General features: G+C 44.8%; 12 protein-coding genes. 8 read left to right on the forward strand and 4 right to left on the reverse strand.

Annotated features, from left to right (window positions below):
• Positions 1–50: 50 nt before the first annotated feature.
• The 3 genes from U9Q77_10595 to acnA all read right to left on the reverse strand — a co-directional run bounded on the left by U9Q77_10595 (position 51) and on the right by acnA (position 6,193).
• Positions 51–914 carry a Fic family protein gene (locus U9Q77_10595; protein MEA3287806.1) on the reverse strand — a complete coding sequence of 288 codons (864 nt, stop codon included), beginning with the start codon at positions 912–914 and terminating at the stop codon, positions 51–53.
• Positions 915–1,106: 192 nt separating this feature from the next.
• A complete protein-coding gene (gene recQ / locus U9Q77_10600) occupies positions 1,107–3,287 on the reverse strand; it encodes a DNA helicase RecQ (GenBank protein ID MEA3287807.1) in 2,181 nt (726 codons plus the stop codon).
• A gap of 236 nt (positions 3,288–3,523) precedes the next feature.
• The gene (gene acnA, locus U9Q77_10605; GenBank protein ID MEA3287808.1) at positions 3,524–6,193 is read right to left on the reverse strand and encodes an aconitate hydratase AcnA; all 2,670 of its coding nucleotides are present in this window, start codon (positions 6,191–6,193) and stop codon (positions 3,524–3,526) included.
• 384 nt (positions 6,194–6,577) lie between these two features.
• Here acnA and U9Q77_10610 point away from each other — a divergent pair, with 384 nt between their 5' ends.
• The 6 genes from U9Q77_10610 to U9Q77_10635 all read left to right on the forward strand — a co-directional run bounded on the left by U9Q77_10610 (position 6,578) and on the right by U9Q77_10635 (position 13,779).
• A complete protein-coding gene (locus U9Q77_10610; protein ID MEA3287809.1) occupies positions 6,578–7,981 on the forward strand; it encodes a DASS family sodium-coupled anion symporter in 1,404 nt (467 codons plus the stop codon).
• Entirely contained in the window at positions 7,978–8,895 is a 918-nt protein-coding gene (locus U9Q77_10615; protein MEA3287810.1) for a universal stress protein, read from the forward strand. Before U9Q77_10610 ends, U9Q77_10615 begins: the two co-directional genes overlap by 4 nt.
• Positions 8,896–8,907: 12 nt before the next feature.
• The gene (locus tag U9Q77_10620; GenBank protein MEA3287811.1) at positions 8,908–9,060 is read left to right on the forward strand and encodes a hypothetical protein; all 153 of its coding nucleotides are present in this window, start codon (positions 8,908–8,910) and stop codon (positions 9,058–9,060) included.
• A gap of 510 nt (positions 9,061–9,570) precedes the next feature.
• Positions 9,571–10,455, forward strand: coding sequence for a universal stress protein (locus U9Q77_10625; GenBank protein MEA3287812.1), 885 nt, complete (start codon positions 9,571–9,573; stop codon positions 10,453–10,455).
• A gap of 108 nt (positions 10,456–10,563) precedes the next feature.
• Positions 10,564–12,924 (forward strand): penicillin acylase family protein, encoded by a 2,361-nt coding sequence (locus U9Q77_10630; GenBank protein ID MEA3287813.1) that lies wholly within the window; start codon positions 10,564–10,566, stop codon positions 12,922–12,924.
• A gap of 312 nt (positions 12,925–13,236) precedes the next feature.
• Positions 13,237–13,779 carry a YqgE/AlgH family protein gene (locus U9Q77_10635; protein MEA3287814.1) on the forward strand — a complete coding sequence of 181 codons (543 nt, stop codon included), beginning with the start codon at positions 13,237–13,239 and terminating at the stop codon, positions 13,777–13,779.
• 162 nt (positions 13,780–13,941) lie between these two features.
• On the opposite strand, the gene U9Q77_10640 is transcribed toward U9Q77_10635, so the two are convergent.
• Complete coding sequence (locus U9Q77_10640) at positions 13,942–14,985, reverse strand: LD-carboxypeptidase (GenBank protein MEA3287815.1); 1,044 nt, start codon at positions 14,983–14,985, stop codon at positions 13,942–13,944.
• A 281-nt stretch (positions 14,986–15,266) separates the two neighbouring features.
• On the opposite strand from U9Q77_10640, the gene U9Q77_10645 reads away from it, so the two are divergent.
• Positions 15,267–17,084, forward strand: coding sequence for a T9SS type A sorting domain-containing protein (locus U9Q77_10645; GenBank protein ID MEA3287816.1), 1,818 nt, complete (start codon positions 15,267–15,269; stop codon positions 17,082–17,084).
• A 46-nt stretch (positions 17,085–17,130) separates the two neighbouring features.
• The coding region (locus tag U9Q77_10650; GenBank protein MEA3287817.1) for a hypothetical protein at positions 17,131–18,241 on the forward strand (1,111 nt) is incomplete at its 3' end.

An 18,241-nucleotide genomic window follows, 5' to 3' on the forward strand; every position in this document is an offset into this window, starting at 1 on the left:
CTAAGTACTTCCTTAGCAGAAGAAAAATTAAGGATCTGATAATTAGTCAATTATAAGGCAATTTTCCAGGTTCCTTTTTCAAGAAAGGCTTCTATGGTTTGGCGGTGAGCCTTATTGATCAAGTTGGAGTGTGATATATTTTTTCTTTTTGCATATTCGGCAAGAGTGATGATCTCTTTCCCTTCGAGATAAGCAAGACGCTTGTGGTAACTGTTGGTCAGTGCTTTCCCTACAATTTCCTCCATAACAGATGTTTTTTGCCGGTCATTAAATTCACTGAAGGCAGCATAATATAATTGTCTATCGATGAATTTAATATTTATAGGCACATACCCCTCTCGGATGAGCAGGTAATTGTTAATAACCCTGCCAATTCGACCGTTACCATCCACAAAAGGATGGGTGTGCTCAAAACTGAGGTGCAATAGGGCAATGCGCTTAATAATATTTAGCAATGGTGTTGACTGATAAACCACAAGTATCTCTTCAAGTCTATTAACAACTCGTTTCGGATCAATAGCTATATGATTCCCAACACGGACCCATTCACTATTGTTTCGAAATCGTCCGGCCACATCATCACGAATATTTGATAGCAGCATTTGATGCAAAAGTAATATCACATCCAGGTTCAACTCCTGTTCCTTTGCTTTTTTGTCGATGTATGCTACAACACGAGCTAAGTTTTTTGTCTCGAATAACTCTCGTTCAGAAATAAACCGATCCAGATCTATTTGGAGTAGGATTTTTTCTGTTTCCGCAAGGGTAAGGGTACTGTTCTCAATTGCATTAGAATTATAGACCTGCTCAGCAATTTCAGCTTCACTTATAAGCTTCAGAAGCTGATCTTTTCTAATTGCGGCTTCATAATATCTTGCGCGCAGCAAGTTGATTGTTTTATAGATACTTTTCACATTTGGCATACTAAAATATAATAGATGTTAACGTATATACCACTAATATCGTGAATATATACGAATATTTCTTATGATTTCACTATAATATAAATATAATCATGAATTATGTGGAATATGCACCTGGTTTTCACGGTATGTAAGCTCTGGGTAAGCCCGGGATCTCCATGGGCATTCACCCATCCCCCCTTGCTACTGCTCTTTTTGCTGTCTCTCAGAAAGATAATGCAAACGCATTATCTTTAGTCCTTCAAAACTTACTTCCTCATTCAACGCGTCAAAAACTGGGCGAAGTGCGCTGGTTCCATATTGCTTGAAAGCATTGCTGACGGCGGTTTGCTGCTGGGGTGTCAACTGAGATGTTTCCAAAAAGTCGTCACTGAAACGCAGGTTATTCCCTTCAGTGCTATATTTAAACAAATGATCCAGGATCGTGTTGTTTTTAACATTGAATTCCTTCGTTAGCTGAACGAACGATGTGCCGGCATTGTATTTTTCACCCACAACCTGATGGCGAAGTTTACCAATTCTTTTAGAAATAGATTTAGACTTTCTGCCCGTGCCGTGCTTGGGAATTTCTGTTAGTTCATTGATCTGACAATAATCAGTGATTGCCCGCATAAATGGATCAGCATATTTTTCATATTTAACGGTACCAACACCGTGCAATTGCAGCATGACCTCTTCTGAGTGAGGAAAATAAATAGCCATTTCGATCAAGGTTTTATCGGGAAAGATCACATAGGGCGGCACATTATTATTGTCCGCCATCGTTTTTCGCAACTGTCTTAATACTTCAAACAAATTTAAATCATATTTCAGCTCTGTTTTGGGTTGCAAACGTGCTTTTCGCTGTGTTTCCATTTTTGCAGAAACACTTAAATTACCTCTTAATACTTCCCAGGCTTGTGCTGTTAATTTGAGACTGCCGTGCTGCATGTCCTGAATGAGGAGCTCTTTCTGGATAAACTGGCGAGAGAGATAAAACCACTGTTGCTTGGAGAGCTCTTTTCCAATACCGTAAGTAGACAGTTTGTGATGGGTGAACTTTTTGATCTTTTGTGATTTCGAACCACGGAGAATATCGATGATATGACCTGCGCCGAAAATCTCTTTGGAGTGTTTGACACAAGATAAAAATTGTTGAGCTGGAATGGTTACATCCATAACAGTTTGTTTCTCATTCAAACAATTATCACACATGCCACAGTTTGTTGTTTGAGCTTCTTCTCCGAAATATTTCAGCAGGGGAATCCGGCGGCAATCTTCTGTTTCAGCCAGCCCGATCAAAGCGTTTAACTGGGTTGATGCAATGACCTGTTCACTTGGTTTCTTTTGTCCAATAAAAAATTTGATCTTTCGGATATCACCATAGCCAAACAGAAACAGGCAATCTGCCCGGAGACCATCGCGACCAGCCCGGCCAATTTGCTGGTAATAGCTTTCAATATTACTGGGTAGGTCAAAATGCAGGATAAACCGGACGTTAGGTTTATTAATACCCATTCCAAAGGCAATGGTAGCCACCATGATCTGGGTGTCATCACGAATAAAACTGGCCTGATTCTGTTGGCGGATCTCGGTGGGTAATCCAGCATGATAAGGTTTTACTGAATAGCCCTCATCTTCAAGAAATTCGCTCATTTCGTCCACCTGCTTTCGGGAAAGACAGTAAATAATGCCTGACTGATTGGGGAATTTTTCGAGAAACTGAAGCGTTTGGTGAGCAGGTTGTGATTTTTGTCTTATTTCCAGGAAGAGATTCTCCCGATTAAAACTGGCCACAAAGCTGGCGGAAGTCTCAAAGTGAAGGGATCTGCGAATATCCTGCTGAACTCGCTGGGTTGCAGTTGCTGTGAGGGCGAGACACACCGCTTCAGGGAATGTTGCTCTAAGATCCATGAGTTGCCGATATTCCGGTCGGAAATCGTGTCCCCATTCGCTGATGCAGTGGGCTTCGTCAATGGTAAAGCAGGCCACTTTTTGGGAGGCCAGCAGAGTCAGAGTTCGCTCCATCAACAGGGTTTCAGGAGCCAGGTAGAGCAAGCGAATCTCTTTTTGACGGATCCGTCGAGTATTGTCCTGATACTCCTGGGGTGACAGAGAACTGTTCAACATGAGGGCGTCAACACCGAGAGCTTCAAGTTGTTTGACCTGATCTTCCATCAACGAGATCAGGGGGGAGACCACAATGGTCAGTCCTTCAAATAGCAGAGCCGGAATTTGGTAGCAGAGTGATTTTCCACCACCTGTGGGCATGATGCAAAGAGTGTCTTTCCTATTAAGCACATTTTCAATCACCTCTTGCTGTAGAGGACGAAATTCATCATAACCGAAAATATTTTTGAGGGTTTTTTGGGCTGCTTTAATCATACGATACCCTGAATTTCAAATAATTCTATTCTTGTACAAGTACAATGATCTGTGTTTTGGTTCATTTTTAATCCGATTGTTTTGGGTTAGGCAAGAAGGTATATCCAATCTCGGATTTTCACAGACGAAAAATACTTGAAAAGATGGATGGCATCCCCCAAGACTGAAATTGTGGGCTTCTCATTCCGATTAACAAAATAATAGCAGCCCATGAATTCATTCGGGGTGATCTAGAGTTAGTCCAGCAAAGACCTCATCACATATTGCAGGATTCCACCATGACGATAATATTCCAGCTCATTGGGTGTATCGATCCGGGTGGTGGCTGTAAAAGAGAAGCTGCTGCCATCAACTCGTTGGCCGGTAACTGTCAATTCTTTTCCTGGTGTTAAACCATCTGCAATTCCAGCAATGGAGAAAGTCTCTTCACCTGTTAATCCCAGACTTTCACGGCCTTCACCAGCATTGAACTGCAAGGGAAGAACACCCATACCAATTAGATTGCTCCGGTGGATGCGCTCGAAACTCTCAGCTACCACGGCTTTAACACCAAGGAGATAGGTTCCCTTGGCGGCCCAGTCCCGACTGGAACCCGTCCCATATTCCTTTCCAGCGATGACCATGAGAGGTGTGCCTTCAGCTTTGTAAGCCATGGCGCCATCAAAAATCGTGGTTACCTCACCTTCAGGGAGTTTTTTGGTAAAGCCACCTTCAGTTCCGGGAGCCAGAAGATTACGGAGACGAATATTGGCAAAGGTGCCGCGCATCATCACTTCATGATTGCCCCGACGACTACCGTATGAATTAAAATCCTTTACCTCAGTTCTGTTGGCGATCAGGTATTTGCCAGCCGGAGAATCTGCTGTAAAAGCGCCAGCTGGTGAAATATGATCGGTGGTTACAGAATCACCCAACAGGGCAAGTAGATGAGCATCTTTGATATCACTCAGTGCTCCAAAATCACGGGTCATCCCTTCAAAAAAGGATGGCTTACGGATGTAGGTCGAGTTTGCTTCCCAGGCAAATGTATTGCCGTCTGGTGTATCCAGGTTTTGCCAGGCAGCATCACCAGCAAAGACATCTGCGTACTTTGCTTTGAACTGTTCTGGTTTGACAGCTTGAGCAATAGCATCTGCAACTTCATGTGAGGTGGGCCAGATATCCTTTAGAAAGACATCATTCCCATCTTGATCTTGTCCTAAGGCATCATTTAACATGTCAAAATCCATGCTTCCAGCGATGGCATAGGCTACTACCAGAGGTGGTGAAGCAAGATAGTTGGCTTTTACGTGAGGACTAATACGTCCTTCAAAATTGCGGTTTCCAGAAAGGACTGAAGTAGCCACCAGGTCTCCCTCCTCAATTGCCTTCGCAATCGGTGAAGGAAGGGGTCCACTATTCCCAATACAGGTTGTACAACCATAGCCCACCAAATTGAATTTTAACTGGTCCAGGTAGGGTGACAGGCCAGCGGCATCCAGATATTCAGTAACCACTTTTGAACCGGGTCCCAGGCTGGGTTTAACCCATGGTTTAATGTTCAGACCACGTTCAACGGCTTTCTTGGCAACCAGGCCGGCACCGATCATCACACTGGGATTGGATGTGTTGGTACAAGAGGTGATGGATGCTATGACAACCGCACCATCCTTCATTTCATAATCTTCACCCTCTACTGGCACGGATCCTTTACTCTCACCGCTCAAGGTTTTCAGATCTCTTGTCCAGGTAGTTTTCGATTTGCCAAGCTCTATGCGATCCTGGGGACGTTTGGGTCCGGAAATTGAGGGCACAACGCTACTCATATCCAAAGCAAGTGTAGCTGAGTAAACCGCATCTTCAACACCGGCTTCATAATACATACCCTGAGCTTTTGTATAGGCTTCAACCAGCTCGACCTGTTCATCATCACGACCACTGAAACGTAGATATTTGAGGGTGGCAGCATTCACGGGGAAGTATCCCATGGTAGCGCCGTATTCAGGAGCCATGTTAGCGATGGTGGCCTGATCTTCCAGACTGAGATGGGCAATTCCATCTCCATAAAATTCAACAAATTTACCGACAACACCTTCAGCACGGAGCATTTCAACCACAGTTAGTACAAGATCAGTGGCAGTAGTCCCTTCCGCCATTTTACCGGTGAGCTTGAAACCCACAACCTGAGGGATCAACATGGAAATCGGTTGTCCCAGCATGGCTGCCTCAGCTTCAATACCTCCAACACCCCAACCCATAACACCCAGACCGTTGATCATAGTGGTATGAGAGTCAGTACCTACCAGTGAATCAGGATAGATCTGAGTACCATCATCAGTTTCATTTTTAAAGACAACTTGAGCCAGGTATTCCAGGTTGATCTGGTGAATGATACCAGTATCCGGAGGAACAACCCGGAAATTTTCAAAGGCACCCTGTCCCCAGCGTAGAAAGCCATACCGCTCGCGGTTACGTTCCATTTCAATTGAAGCATTTTCGGCAAAGGCTGAGTTGGATCCAAATTTGTCTACCTGAACAGAGTGATCGATGACCAGGTCGGCCGGCTGGAGAGGATTGATCTTCTCTGGATCACCACCCAGATCAGCCATGGTATCACGCATGACGGCCAGATCCACTACTGCTGGAACACCGGTGAAATCCTGAAGTAACACCCGGCTGGGTCTGAGTTGGATCTCGTGAGTGGGAGCAGCCTGGGCATCCCAGTTTAAAATTGCCTCTACGTCATCTTTCGTAACGGTGATGTCATCCTCAAAGCGCAACATGTTTTCCAGAAGGATCTTATGGGCGATGGGTAACTGTTTCAACTTGTCTGTGGCATTCAGCCTGGAAAGCGCAAAATATTCGTAGCCATTACCGTTGAGATTAAGGGTTGACCGGGTCTGGAAACTATCTAGGGATTTGGTCATCTGGGCCATGGGTGCTCCTGAAATTTATAAGGTTAAGCAAAATTGTGGTAAATGCTATTTCAGCTATTACATAAAATGTTTGAATTGACAGTTTTTAACGCCTTCAGAGTTTGAGCTTTTGGGTGGTTACCCCTACAGATTTCACACGACGTTTTATATTCCATCTCTTTGGGATTTTCTTCTGGAAAAGATATGCAGTGGCAGTAATCACCTTCGAAACTAAACTTTTGCAAAGCAAAATCAATTGCCATAACTATCTGTTGTTGGAAACTGTTATTTCACCAGATGAATTTAAAATTAAGCCATTATGAATTGTTTCAATCTGACCTGTTTTAAGCCATATTTCGACTGCTCCAAAACTTTTATAAGAAGCAAAGGCTAGATTTGAGCGTTTACCTAGACATTCTATTTTGGATCCGGCAAAAAAAATGGCTGTTGGTAGCTCTGGTCTTGGGTTTGTTCATGCACTTTGGCGTTACCCCGCCTGCTGGTCTCAACCCGGCGGCCTATGATGCTCTTATTATCATTTCCATGGCTCTCATTCTGATTGTCACGGAGCCATTACCTTTGCCCGCCATCGCCATATTCATGCTTTTCATGCAAGTCGTTCTGGGTATTGATACAGCCAATAATGTGGCCTCCTCTTTTATGAATGATGCAGTATTCTTCATTATGGGTTCCCTTATGCTGGCAGTAGCAATTGTGAGTCAGGGGCTGGATAAACGCCTGGCTCTTGGCATTATTAAGCTCACGGGAAATAAAACCTGGCGGATCGTGACCGGATTTACGGCTATTTCGGCCATACTGGCTTCTTTTATTGGTGAACACACGGTGGCTGCCATGATGATGCCGGTTGGTTTGACCCTGGTTCGCTATGCCCATAAGGATCCTCGCAAAGTGACGGGTCTTACGGCAGCACTACTATTCTCCATTGCCTATGGTGCAACAATTGGCTCCATTGGAACACCCTCAGGAGGCGGTCGTAATGTGATCATGATGAATTACTGGACTGAATTCGGCGTCGGGTCTGTTTCATATCTGGAGTGGATGCAATATGTTTATCCCATGGTGCTGTTTCAGATCCCCTTCACCGTTGTGATCCTGCTCTGGACCTTCAAACCGGAGCAGAATAATCTGGACACAGCAGTGCGAAAACTGGTGGTGGAAGTGGCCCGAGCTGGTAAGATCAAAGGTCGGGAGTGGATGGCGATCATTCTATTTGCCCTGGTCTTTCTAGGTTGGGTGTTTCTCAGTGAGGATTTTGGCTTGGGTATCATCGCTCTGGTGGGTGTGTTTCTATACCTGGCGTTTGGTTTGGTGGAGTGGGGCGAATTGAATCGTAAAACCAACTGGGGTGTGGTTCTCCTTTTTGGAGCTGCCATTTCCATCGGTATCCAGATGAACCAGACCGGTGCTGCTGAATGGATTGCTGGTGTGATCATTACAAATTTAAGCCAGGTGATCCATTCCCCTGAAGTACTCCAGGGTAGTGTGTCAGTTTTGATGACAGGAATTATGTCAAACATATTAAGCAGCTCCGCTACGGTCGCTGTGGTAGGACCCATTGTACTGGATCTGGGGGGGGACAAGATCCTGCTCGGATTTTCAACTGCCATTGCCTCCGCTTTTGGATATTTCACGGCGGTAGCAGCTCCGGCATGTACCATCATCTATTCCAGCGGTCTGGTGAAATCGAAAGATTTTCTACGAGCGGGTTGGAAAATGGGTGTTCTCTCTGTTTTGAGTCTACTTGGACTAGCGGTATTCTGGTGGCCCGTGATAAAATGAAACAAATAGCCAAAATAAACACGGAAACACTCAAATTCCTGACTGCTGTCAGCAGCAGTGAATACTCAGGACCCACCTTGAAAATGGGTGCGCTGATCGCTTCTGTTTTTGATGCGCACATGGGGGTGGTCTATGTGGGTGAAAAAGCCAGTGAATTCCATGGTAGTTCGGTGAATCTCACTCGTCAAAACCTGGATAATTGGAACATTATCCATCCGGGGTTGGAAACGCTTAAATGGGCTCTCAATCAACTCAAGGGTTATGCTCCTGACAATGATTCTCTCGCAGGACTCCAGTTCAATCCGGACCACGTTTATGAAGAAGATGGACGGATCAAGGTTCTTTTGCCGGATGAAAAAGGCTCGCGGATAGAACTTATCCTGCGAGAAGGTGAATTGGTCGATCAGTTGCGCAAGGAGATTCAACTGGAAGACTATGATCTGGCAATTATTGGAGGGAGTCAAAACAAACGCCACCTGGCTCATTCAATCATACAGTATTTACCCTCTTCCGTTCTTGTTCTGCAAAAGTTTAAGCCGCGCAAAAAATATAAGCTGCTGCTGCTGGTTGATGATTCCGAAGCGACTGCAAAATCCATAGCCTGGGGCGCTCTCATTGCTGAAAAACTGGATTGGCCGGTACGCACCCTGACCGTGTCTAAAACAAAACGTTTTGGGACGGGATATCAAGGAGCTGCCGATGCTGCCAGAGCATATTTTGAATCCCGAAATATTGAAGTAGAGCAATTTTTTATCACAGGTGATCCGGTCAATACTTTCGCAGAATTTGCTGGAGATGATCATATGATCATCATGGGTGCCTCCACTCTGAATCCCATCAAACAGTTGTTGTTTGGCAGTAAGCCCATCAAGACCCTTGCTCGAACTGATGTTCCAATCCTAATCATTCGTTAGCAAATCATCAACATGGCTATTTCTGCCGATATGATCTTCTGGATTCAACAAAAGCGTTGGTTGTTGATCGCGTTTACCCTGGGAGCTCTGCTCTACTTTCTCATCCCCGGGCCAGCAGGGTTAAGTACTGAAGGCTACCATATTCTGATCATGATGAATTACTGAGCTGCATATGGTTATTTCACCGCAGTTGCCGCTCCGGCATGTACGATTATCTATTCCAGTGGTTTGGTAAAGGCACCTGATTTTCTACGTGCGGGGTGGAAGATGGCCATTATGTCAGTGCTATCTTTAATGTTTGTTGCTTTAGTATGGTGGCCCATGTTTTATTGGAAATTGGAAATTGACGGAACCGCTAGAAGTATCTGAGGATTCATAAAATGTACCCTAAAACCATTAAATACAACCACACATAGTGAATAAGCATAAATCCTTATATATCAACACTCCGCGTCATTTCGATGAACTCAATACAACGCTCTGCGCGCTTTGCCTGCCCGCACGAAGTTATACGCAGGCGGGCGAGAGGGACTTTTTGCGAGGGCGTCAAAAGTGAAAATTGAAAAAAAATGAAAATCGTTCTCGTCATACTGAGCGGAGTCGAAGTATATTGATCAAGGAACCAAACTAAAGCCCGTGAAAAGGGTTTTTTACAGGACTACAAAAGAGTAAATCATGAAATTTCTATTGGCCATTAGCAGCAGTCAGTATTCGGGTCCCACATTGAAGGCGGGGGCTATGATTGCCCAGGCTTTTAACGCTGAACTAAATGTAGTCTATGTGGGAGCAAAGCATAAAGGCTTACAGGAAGGTCCCCTGGAACTATCCCGTGAGAATCTTACGAAGTGGAATATCTATCATCCAGGAATTGAAGTATTAGAATGGGCTTTTAAAGAATTACAACTGGTCTGTCCTGAGAATGATGATCTGAGAACAACAGAGTTTAATCCGGAACACATTAAGCAGGAGCATAACCGGTACAAAATAATCCTGCCGACTACAGGAGGATGCAGGGTCGCGTTAACCTTGAGAGAGGGTGAATTAATTCAGGAATTACGAGATGAACTGCAGCTGGATGACTATGCTTTAACCATCATAGGTGGCAGTCAGGGAAAGCGACATATGGCCCATGACCTGATCCAGTTCTTACCATCATCGGTTTTTATTGCCCGGGGGATGAATTTAAAGAAAAAGTATAAAATACTCCTTCTCGTCGATGACTCTGAGGCAACCAAGCGTTCCATCAAATTTGGTGTTGAGATTGCTAGAACTGAGCAATGGGATGTGAGGACTCTGACTGTCAGCAAGACCAAGCGGTTTGGCAAGGGATATTCTGAAGCTGCCAGGCAGGCTAAAACCTATCTTGAGAAGCAGGATATTCCAGTTGAACAATTTTTCCTAACAGGCGATCCGGTGACTACTTTTGTTGACTTTGCAGGGGATGACCATATCATCATTATGGGTGCCTCTACAGCCAATCCCCTAAAGAAATTGCTGTTTGGTTCCAAGCCCATAAAAACCCTCAAGCGATCAAGTGCTCCGATCCTGATCGTCAAATAATCCTAATCTTTAGCAGCGCTATGGGAATAGTCTGGAAAAACCATTTCATTCAAACCCATCTTCAACTAACCTATTCCCATCAAAAATTGAAATTTTAAAGGGGCTGTCATGATCAAGAAAATCATCATTGGTGTTGTTATAATGCTCTTATTAGGCGGGGCATATCTGAACCATTATTTAAAAATCGGGATTCCCGAACATGAAGGAACTATCCTGTTAAAAGGCGTTGATAATGAGGTCTCCATCTTAAGGGATGCCGCTGGCATACCGCATATCTTTGCCAAGACCGAAACCGATGCCTATTTCGCCCTGGGCTATGCCATGGCCCAAGACCGTCTCTTTCAGATGGAATTTTTGCGAGCAGCCGGCAACGGCAGTTTGTCTGAGATCCTGGGTGACAGCATGCTGAAATCCGATAAATTTTTACGCCGGATCATGTTGCGCCCCAGGAATGCAGACGAAATCTTCGATGACAGTCCACCCCAGGTACAGGCTATGCTGACCTACTTTGTCAATGGTATCAACAGTTTTATAAAAGCTGATCCAGATTTACCGATTGAGTTTAGATTGTTGAATCATGCGCCTGAATTATGGACCATTACCGATATGCTGGCCATCATCAAACTGCAGAGCTGGCAGTTATCCTACAATTACGATATAGAGTTGATCTATCGTCAATTGAATCAAAAGCTGGGCAAAGAAAATGCAACTGAATTATTCCCATACTATTCTGCAGACCACCTGAAAATTCTGGATGAATTTGGCTTTTCTACCACGGGTGATGCCGAACTCATATCTCAGGCAGCCCAACTAAAAGAACTTTTAGGCACCAACGGAGGCTCCAACAACTGGGTTGTTTCTGGTGATCGTTCAGTATCAGGAAAGCCGATCCTGTGCAGCGATCCCCATCTGCATGGTTCACGCCTTCCCGGTCCCTGGTATTTCGCTCATCTCAAGGCTCCCGGTCTCGATGTAGCCGGTGGATTTTTCCCTGGTCTCCCCACGGTTCTCATTGGACATAACCGCCATATCGCCTGGGGTATCACCAACATGGGTCCCGATGTCCAGGACCTGTTTATCGAAGAAGTAAACCCGGAAAACCCCAATCAATACTTGTACAAAGATGCCTGGTATGATTTCGAGATCATTCCTGAAGCCATCCGCATTAAAGATGACAGCGAAGATAGCGGTTTCCGAATTGAGGATTTGCTAGTTCGGAAATCGATTCATGGACCCGTGATCAAGGAGGATGAGGAAGTGCTGGCCCTGGCCTGGACCGGCCACCATTTTTATGAAGAGTTGGAAGCTTTTTATCGCTTGAATCATGCTGAGAACTGGGGTGAATTCACCATGGCGGTTTCCCATTTTTCAACGGCACCGCAAAATTATGTCTATGCTGATGTGGAGGGTAATATTGGTTATTATGGAGCGGGTAAGGTACCCCTGAGGAAAAAAGGTGCAGGTCTCTACCCGGTTCCAGGCAGTACAGGTGAATATGATTGGGATGGCTATATCCCCTTTGAGGATATGCCGCATCTTTACAATCCCGCAGGTGGCTTTATCGTAACTGCTAATGCTGAACCCCATAGCCAGGATTACCCCTATCCCATGCCCGGTATTTATGCTCCTGAATATCGCACCAAACGAATCAACGATCTGATCAAATCCAAGGATAAACTGACTCCGGATGACATGGCGATGATCCAGCTTGACCAACAATCATATTTGGCCCCGGTTTTCTTGAAATACCTGACAGCAGTGATTCCGGATGAACAGTCTGAAATTCGAGATGCTTTGGCAGGCTGGGATCATGTTTTGGACGAAAACGGATTCGAAGGCTCGATCTATCATGAAACACTGGAGACCTTCTTACGTTCGATCTGGTCTGATGATATGGGTTTGGAACTGGCTGAAAAATATCTGGACACCTGGTATATCTCCCTGAATCGCTGGGTGATGATGCTGGAAGATAATTCTCACAAATGGTTTGATAATATTGCAACAGATGAAGTTGAAACCCGGGATGATCTTTTAATCGATGCCTTCAATAAAGCACTCATCAGTTTGGAACAGAAATATGGCTCTCGTGATCATTTATCCTGGGAATGGGGCATTATTCACAACATTGCCTTTCACCATCCTTTTGAAGCCAAAGGTGGTCTGATCGAGAAATTCTTTAACTATGGACCTTTCCCTTTTGGCGGTGATGGCGAGACAGTCAATCGGGCAACCCACGTTTTTACCAAGCCCTATATGGCTGAAATGACAGCATCCATGCGTCTGATTATCGATATGGCTGATGCCTCAAATAGCCGGATGGCCAATGCATCAGGACAGGTGGGGATGCCCCTGCAGGACCACTATACCGACCTGATCGACCTCTGGCTGAAGGGAGCGTATGTTGATGTCAATCTGGATCGTGAACAGCTGGGCGAGGTGCAAGAGTTGAGGTTGGTTCCCAAGAATTGAGCGGTATATCATAACCTTGCGGAGATTTAGAATCTCCGCAGGGTTTCATAGTGAGGGCTAAATAGGACGATCTCGCCCGCCTGCGTATAACTTCGTGCGGGCAGGCAAAGCGCGCAGAGACGCGATGTGTTGATAATATAGAATTTAGCTATACATTCATCATCTGGCTGTATTTATTGAGGTTAGGCTATATTTCATGCTTTCTCAAATACTTCTAGTGGTTCCGTCAAATAAAAAAAATATTATTTTTCAGTGATCCATTTCGGCAATAGCAATTCAAATAAATAAGCCCTACCTTTGATCATGTCGTCAATGAAAGGTCATATCCTTATTGCCATGCCCCATTTAACCGATCCGTATTTTGGTCGATCCCTGGTGCTCATCTGTGAACATGATGACCAGGGAGCAATGGGTCTCATTATTAACAAGTCGTTTGAAGATGAATCAGTTAAAGACATATTTCAGACCCTAATCGTGAATGACAATGCCATCAATGAGGTGATCTCACCCATATATTTTGGGGGTCCGGTGGATCTAGAGCGGGGATTCCTATTACATGGCGCTGATTTTTTGACCGATGAGACCATGCAGATTAACAATACGTTTTCACTTACCTCAAATTCAAATATCATTGAGGCTATCAAAGCAGGCCATGGTCCCCAACAGTTTAAGCTGATGCTTGGATATGCCGGTTGGGGAACCGGTCAACTAGAACGCGAGATCGAGAATGGTGACTGGCTGTTTCAGGAAGTAACCCCTGATTTTATCTTTTCCGGGAATGAGGCTGAGAAGTGGCATTCTGCCATGCAAAGTTTTGGGATAAATATTGCTCCGACTACGGGGGGAGTGGCGTGACTTTTTTAACCACGGATTACACAGATTTCACTGATGTTAAACCGCGAATTACGCTAATTGCACGAATGATTTTTACAAATCATCTCTATTGCATGAAATAGTCCTCCCCGGGGGGAGGACTAGATTTGCCATCAGGGAAACTCTATGGTGAGTCCTGAAATGCTAAATTACCGCTGATTCCAACAGTGTAATTTTACCTTTAGCAGCATCAATTTCAGCTTCAATACCCAGGGGCATGGTGAATTTATCGCTGATATGCCCGATCATGGAACCGTACCAGGCTGGGATACCCAGGGGTTTGATGTGATCATCCAGGACATCATCCAGGGTCAGTGAACCATAATCTTCACCGGGACCACAATCATTGCACTTACCAAAGATAAAACCGGAAAGTTCATCCAGAATACCAGCCAGTTTAAGTTGGGTAAGCATACGATCCACGCGGTAGATATTTTCGCCAACCTCTTCCAGAAACAAGATGCTGTTCTTAAAATCTGGTAGATAATCAGACCCCACCATAGCCGTAAATACTGACAAATTTCCGCCCTGAAGTTTTCCCCGTGCTGTTCCAGAATTGATGGTCAATATACGGTCTTTGGTCTGAGTCAGGTTGTCACCGATATCTTGAGGGTTTTCCATGCTGAAGGTTTTTGCCTCAAATAGCAGTCTTTTAACAAAATCAGTGGAGTACTCATTCCAGGTTGAAATGCCCACAGGACCATGGAAGGTGACCAGACCGGTTTTGGCATTCAGAGCCAATAGTAAACTGGTGATATCACTGTAACCCATGATGATTTTGGGATGTTTTGCGATGGACTTATAGTCCAGTAGATTTAAAATACGGTTACAGCCCCAACCTCCGCGCAAAGTAAGAATGGCATCTACATCAGGATCGGCAAACATGGCATTGACATCAGAAGCCCGGGCTGCATCGGTGCCTGCCAGATAACCGTATCGATCCAGGAGGTGTTCACCAGATTTCATTTTGAGTCCCAGTGCTGCCAGGGTTTCTTCAGCAATAGCCACATCGTCATGGTGGAAGGTTGCTCCTGCAGGGTTTATTAAACCCACAGTCTGGCCTGTTTTCAGGCGAGGTGGTTTGAGAGTGGATCTGGAGAAAAGTCCTGAAGCGGTGGCCAGGGGCACTTGGGTAGCTGCCAGTCCAGCGCCAACCATCTGTAAGATCTGTCTGCGAGTGATGCTCATAATGTCCTCATGTAAAAAATTTGTGTTATCTAGCTGTCAATTTTAGGAATGATAATATTTATTGCAACCCGTTTTAACTGATAACGGTGAAATCAATGCAATTACGGGGTTTCGCTGCTACGCAGCTTTTATTTTTATTATGGCGTTTGAGTTACAAAGGTGTCGCAGCTCTGCTGCTTTTGACTCTTTTGCTTCACTTGATTTTTAATCACTCGGTTTTGGACGCTTGCTGTGATGATGCCAAACGACTATAATACGCAATATCCTTCGGAGGGGGCGGTATGAAAAGACTAACAGTATTATTTTTCGCGGTAAATCTGGTTTTCTCGCAGATCACCACGACGCCAGCCTGGTTTAATTTTAACACAGAATCGGATCAAACGTTTCCAGTACCATTTGATGATCAATGGCGGTCATTTTCAGCTCCTTTTGAAATGGTTGATGATATAGTTGAAGGAACAGATAGATTAGAATTGGTCATCGGTTCTGGGAGCATCCTCATTTTAGCTTATAACAAATCCTACTACTGTGACAATATTCGTTTCCCGAGTAACGCTTTTGTCGATTTTGAAAGTGATTCGTTCCAGGTAAGTTTCTCAGACGGTGTTGTTTCAGCTGAACGAGTCCCAATTCCTGATGGGGATGGGTACATGCTTCGTATTGAAACAGATTATGAGCAACAAGGATTAGATACTGTCTGGATAACAGAGCCTGAAAATATTTATCCCACAATACCAGATAGCGTGGGACTTATGATGCGCTCCGATACTGATAGAGCCCATTTTTACAGCTATCTTCCCTATGGATATACTTATTGGTTGTATAAACCGAGTGATCCTGGTGTGGAATACCACGCTATCTTTGAGGCACCTGTCAACCACGAGTTTGGGGGGGGAGACACGTTACTTTTACTCAATACCAGAAAATGGAATTATCCAATCGCAGAAAACATATCTACTGAGCCAGTCATTTTTGAAGAATTCGAGTATTTATACTCGGATGACGGTGAAATAACTATAGGTAACATTCCTTTTGATTTTTCTCTAAGTCTTAATGAGTATTCTGGTGATGACTCTACGTTTGGAGTCTTCCTTTTTGCGGAAGAATATCAAGATATTCTGGGGTACCCGCGTTTTGTGAAATCCTTCAGCCCTGATGGGATACCTGGTGGGAATTTTCATTTTGGCTGGGGAGTAGGAATTACCAGGTGGGATATTGCTGGGATCAATGTGCATTGGGATCTGGTGGGGAAGCATTATATGATATATAGCTCCGGCGAGCTTGATCTGAATGAAAGCCTCTCGATCAGTTTCTATCAGGCTTTCCCCCCATTCAAGACCTATCCCCTGGACACGACCTGGTATCAGTATAAAATTCCGGTTGTAAGCCTGTTTGAATCTGGAGAAATGCCAGGAGCGGTAGATTCTTTACAATTAGTATTAGGTCCAGAAATCATGGTGCTTGATCATGTTGGCCGGATCCAACTCAATGGATTACAGCTACGGGATGAATCAAACATGCTCTATGATTTTAGCGCACAGGATCCCGAGGACTGGCTCATGGATATTGCTCTGAATGGCAGTGGGATGTACTGGGAGAGTTGCGACGCCCAACCACCAGAGGCTTTAACAGCAAGCCATGAACTGGTCTTTTATAATGATATGCAGGGTTCACTCCAGTTTGCCGGTTTCGCCGAATTCACGGCTCATTTTAATGAAACAGTTCAATTATCAGATGAAGCTTATCTGGAGTTCTGGATGCGGAAAGCGCCCCTTATCACAAGTGTTAAGGACGAACCGTTTAGGAATCAACCTGCCCGATTCGGTTTGGTCAATGCCTACCCCAACCCGTTTAATGCTGGAATCACTTTGAATTTGACACTTCCCAAAAACAAGGGAAGCAGCTCGGTCGTGATCTTCGATATTCAGGGACGCCAGATCTGGTCGCAGCACCTGAATGAGAGCGAGAATGATCAGCAGGTTTTCTGGTCAGGTTCAAACGATCAGGGTCTCCTGGTGAGTTCGGGTATATATATTGCAACAGTGATCATAGATGGGCAACCGCTTGGGGATTTTCAGAAACTGATCTTACTCAAATAGGTGAACCAACAGTAGCACAACTTGACTTTTTTAGGGAAGAGGACCCATGGATTCACACATAACTCGATTTTATTTCAAACATCTGCGCCCAATTGTCTCCCTTGGTGTAGGAATGCTCCTGCTGATAGGTCCATCAAAACAGATCCATGCTTTTGAATATATCGATCACCCGAACAATCCCATTTTCAGTGGATCCCAGTCCTGGAATGATCTCGCCGTAATCTCACCTTTGGTTTTGTTCGAAAACTCGGTTTATAAAATGTGGCATGGGGGCCGGGCAAATGGGCTCCCAATTCAAATCGGCTATGCCACTTCATCAGACGGAATAACCTGGACTGAAAATCCGGATCTGATCCTGGAGGTCGGCCCCCCTGGTGCTTTTGATGCTGATGGTGTTAAAAAATTCACAGTCATTCATGATGAAACAGGCTACAAATTATGGTATACTGGGCTAAATCTAACCGATGATACCCAGCAAATAGGTCTGGCAACCAGCGCTGACGGCATAAACTGGGAAAAATATGGCCAGAATCCTGTGATCCCCAGTGGTCCTTCTGGCAGTTGGAACGAGATCTGGTCTAAGGATCCTTCCGTGCTAAAGATCGATGGAGCCTATCACATGTGGTACTCCGGCAAGGAAGCAGAGGGTGACAACGCCATCGGCCTGGCATATTCCATGGATGGTATCAGTTGGCAGGAATATGAGAATAATCCCATTATATTCCACAACCCGGATATGGAGTGGGAGTCTGCCTGGATCACCTTCCCCAAAGTGACCATAAGAGAAGATGGATCGCTGGTGATGTTCTATGTCGGCTCGGCTGGTGTGAACTGGCAGATCGGTATGGCCCATTCACCGGATGGAATTACCTGGACAAAACATCTGAATAACCCCATCATCACCTATAATGAGCCGGGGACCTGGAACTCCTTGTACTCTACTGGACCGAGTCTGGTCATTATGGAACCGGGGCACTATAGCTTATGGTATGCTGGCAACGATGGGTCAAACCATTGGCACATTGGCTACGGAGACCTATTGTTTGACACAATGGGTGATGTTAATTACGACTACCAGACCGATATTTCTGACCTGATCCGGTTAATAAGTATCATTCTAGGCAATTTAACTGCTTCAGAGTATCAATTGGAAGTGG

Source organism: Candidatus Neomarinimicrobiota bacterium (assembly GCA_034716895.1).
Taxonomy (GTDB): Bacteria; Fidelibacterota; UBA8477; order UBA8477; family JABMPR01; genus JABMPR01.

Coding starts and splice junctions, on each gene's coding strand:
- U9Q77_10630 (MEA3287813.1), top strand. CDS start 10,564: ATGATCAAGAAAATCATCATTGGTGTTGTTATAATGCTCTTATTAGGC.
- U9Q77_10615 (MEA3287810.1), top strand. CDS start 7,978: ATGAAACAAATAGCCAAAATAAACACGGAAACACTCAAATTCCTGACT.
- U9Q77_10620 (MEA3287811.1), top strand. CDS start 8,908: ATGGCTATTTCTGCCGATATGATCTTCTGGATTCAACAAAAGCGTTGG.
- U9Q77_10645 (MEA3287816.1), top strand. CDS start 15,267: ATGAAAAGACTAACAGTATTATTTTTCGCGGTAAATCTGGTTTTCTCG.
- recQ (MEA3287807.1), bottom strand. CDS start 3,287: ATGATTAAAGCAGCCCAAAAAACCCTCAAAAATATTTTCGGTTATGAT.
- acnA (MEA3287808.1), bottom strand. CDS start 6,193: ATGACCAAATCCCTAGATAGTTTCCAGACCCGGTCAACCCTTAATCTC.
- U9Q77_10640 (MEA3287815.1), bottom strand. CDS start 14,985: ATGAGCATCACTCGCAGACAGATCTTACAGATGGTTGGCGCTGGACTG.
- U9Q77_10635 (MEA3287814.1), top strand. CDS start 13,237: ATGAAAGGTCATATCCTTATTGCCATGCCCCATTTAACCGATCCGTAT.
- U9Q77_10625 (MEA3287812.1), top strand. CDS start 9,571: ATGAAATTTCTATTGGCCATTAGCAGCAGTCAGTATTCGGGTCCCACA.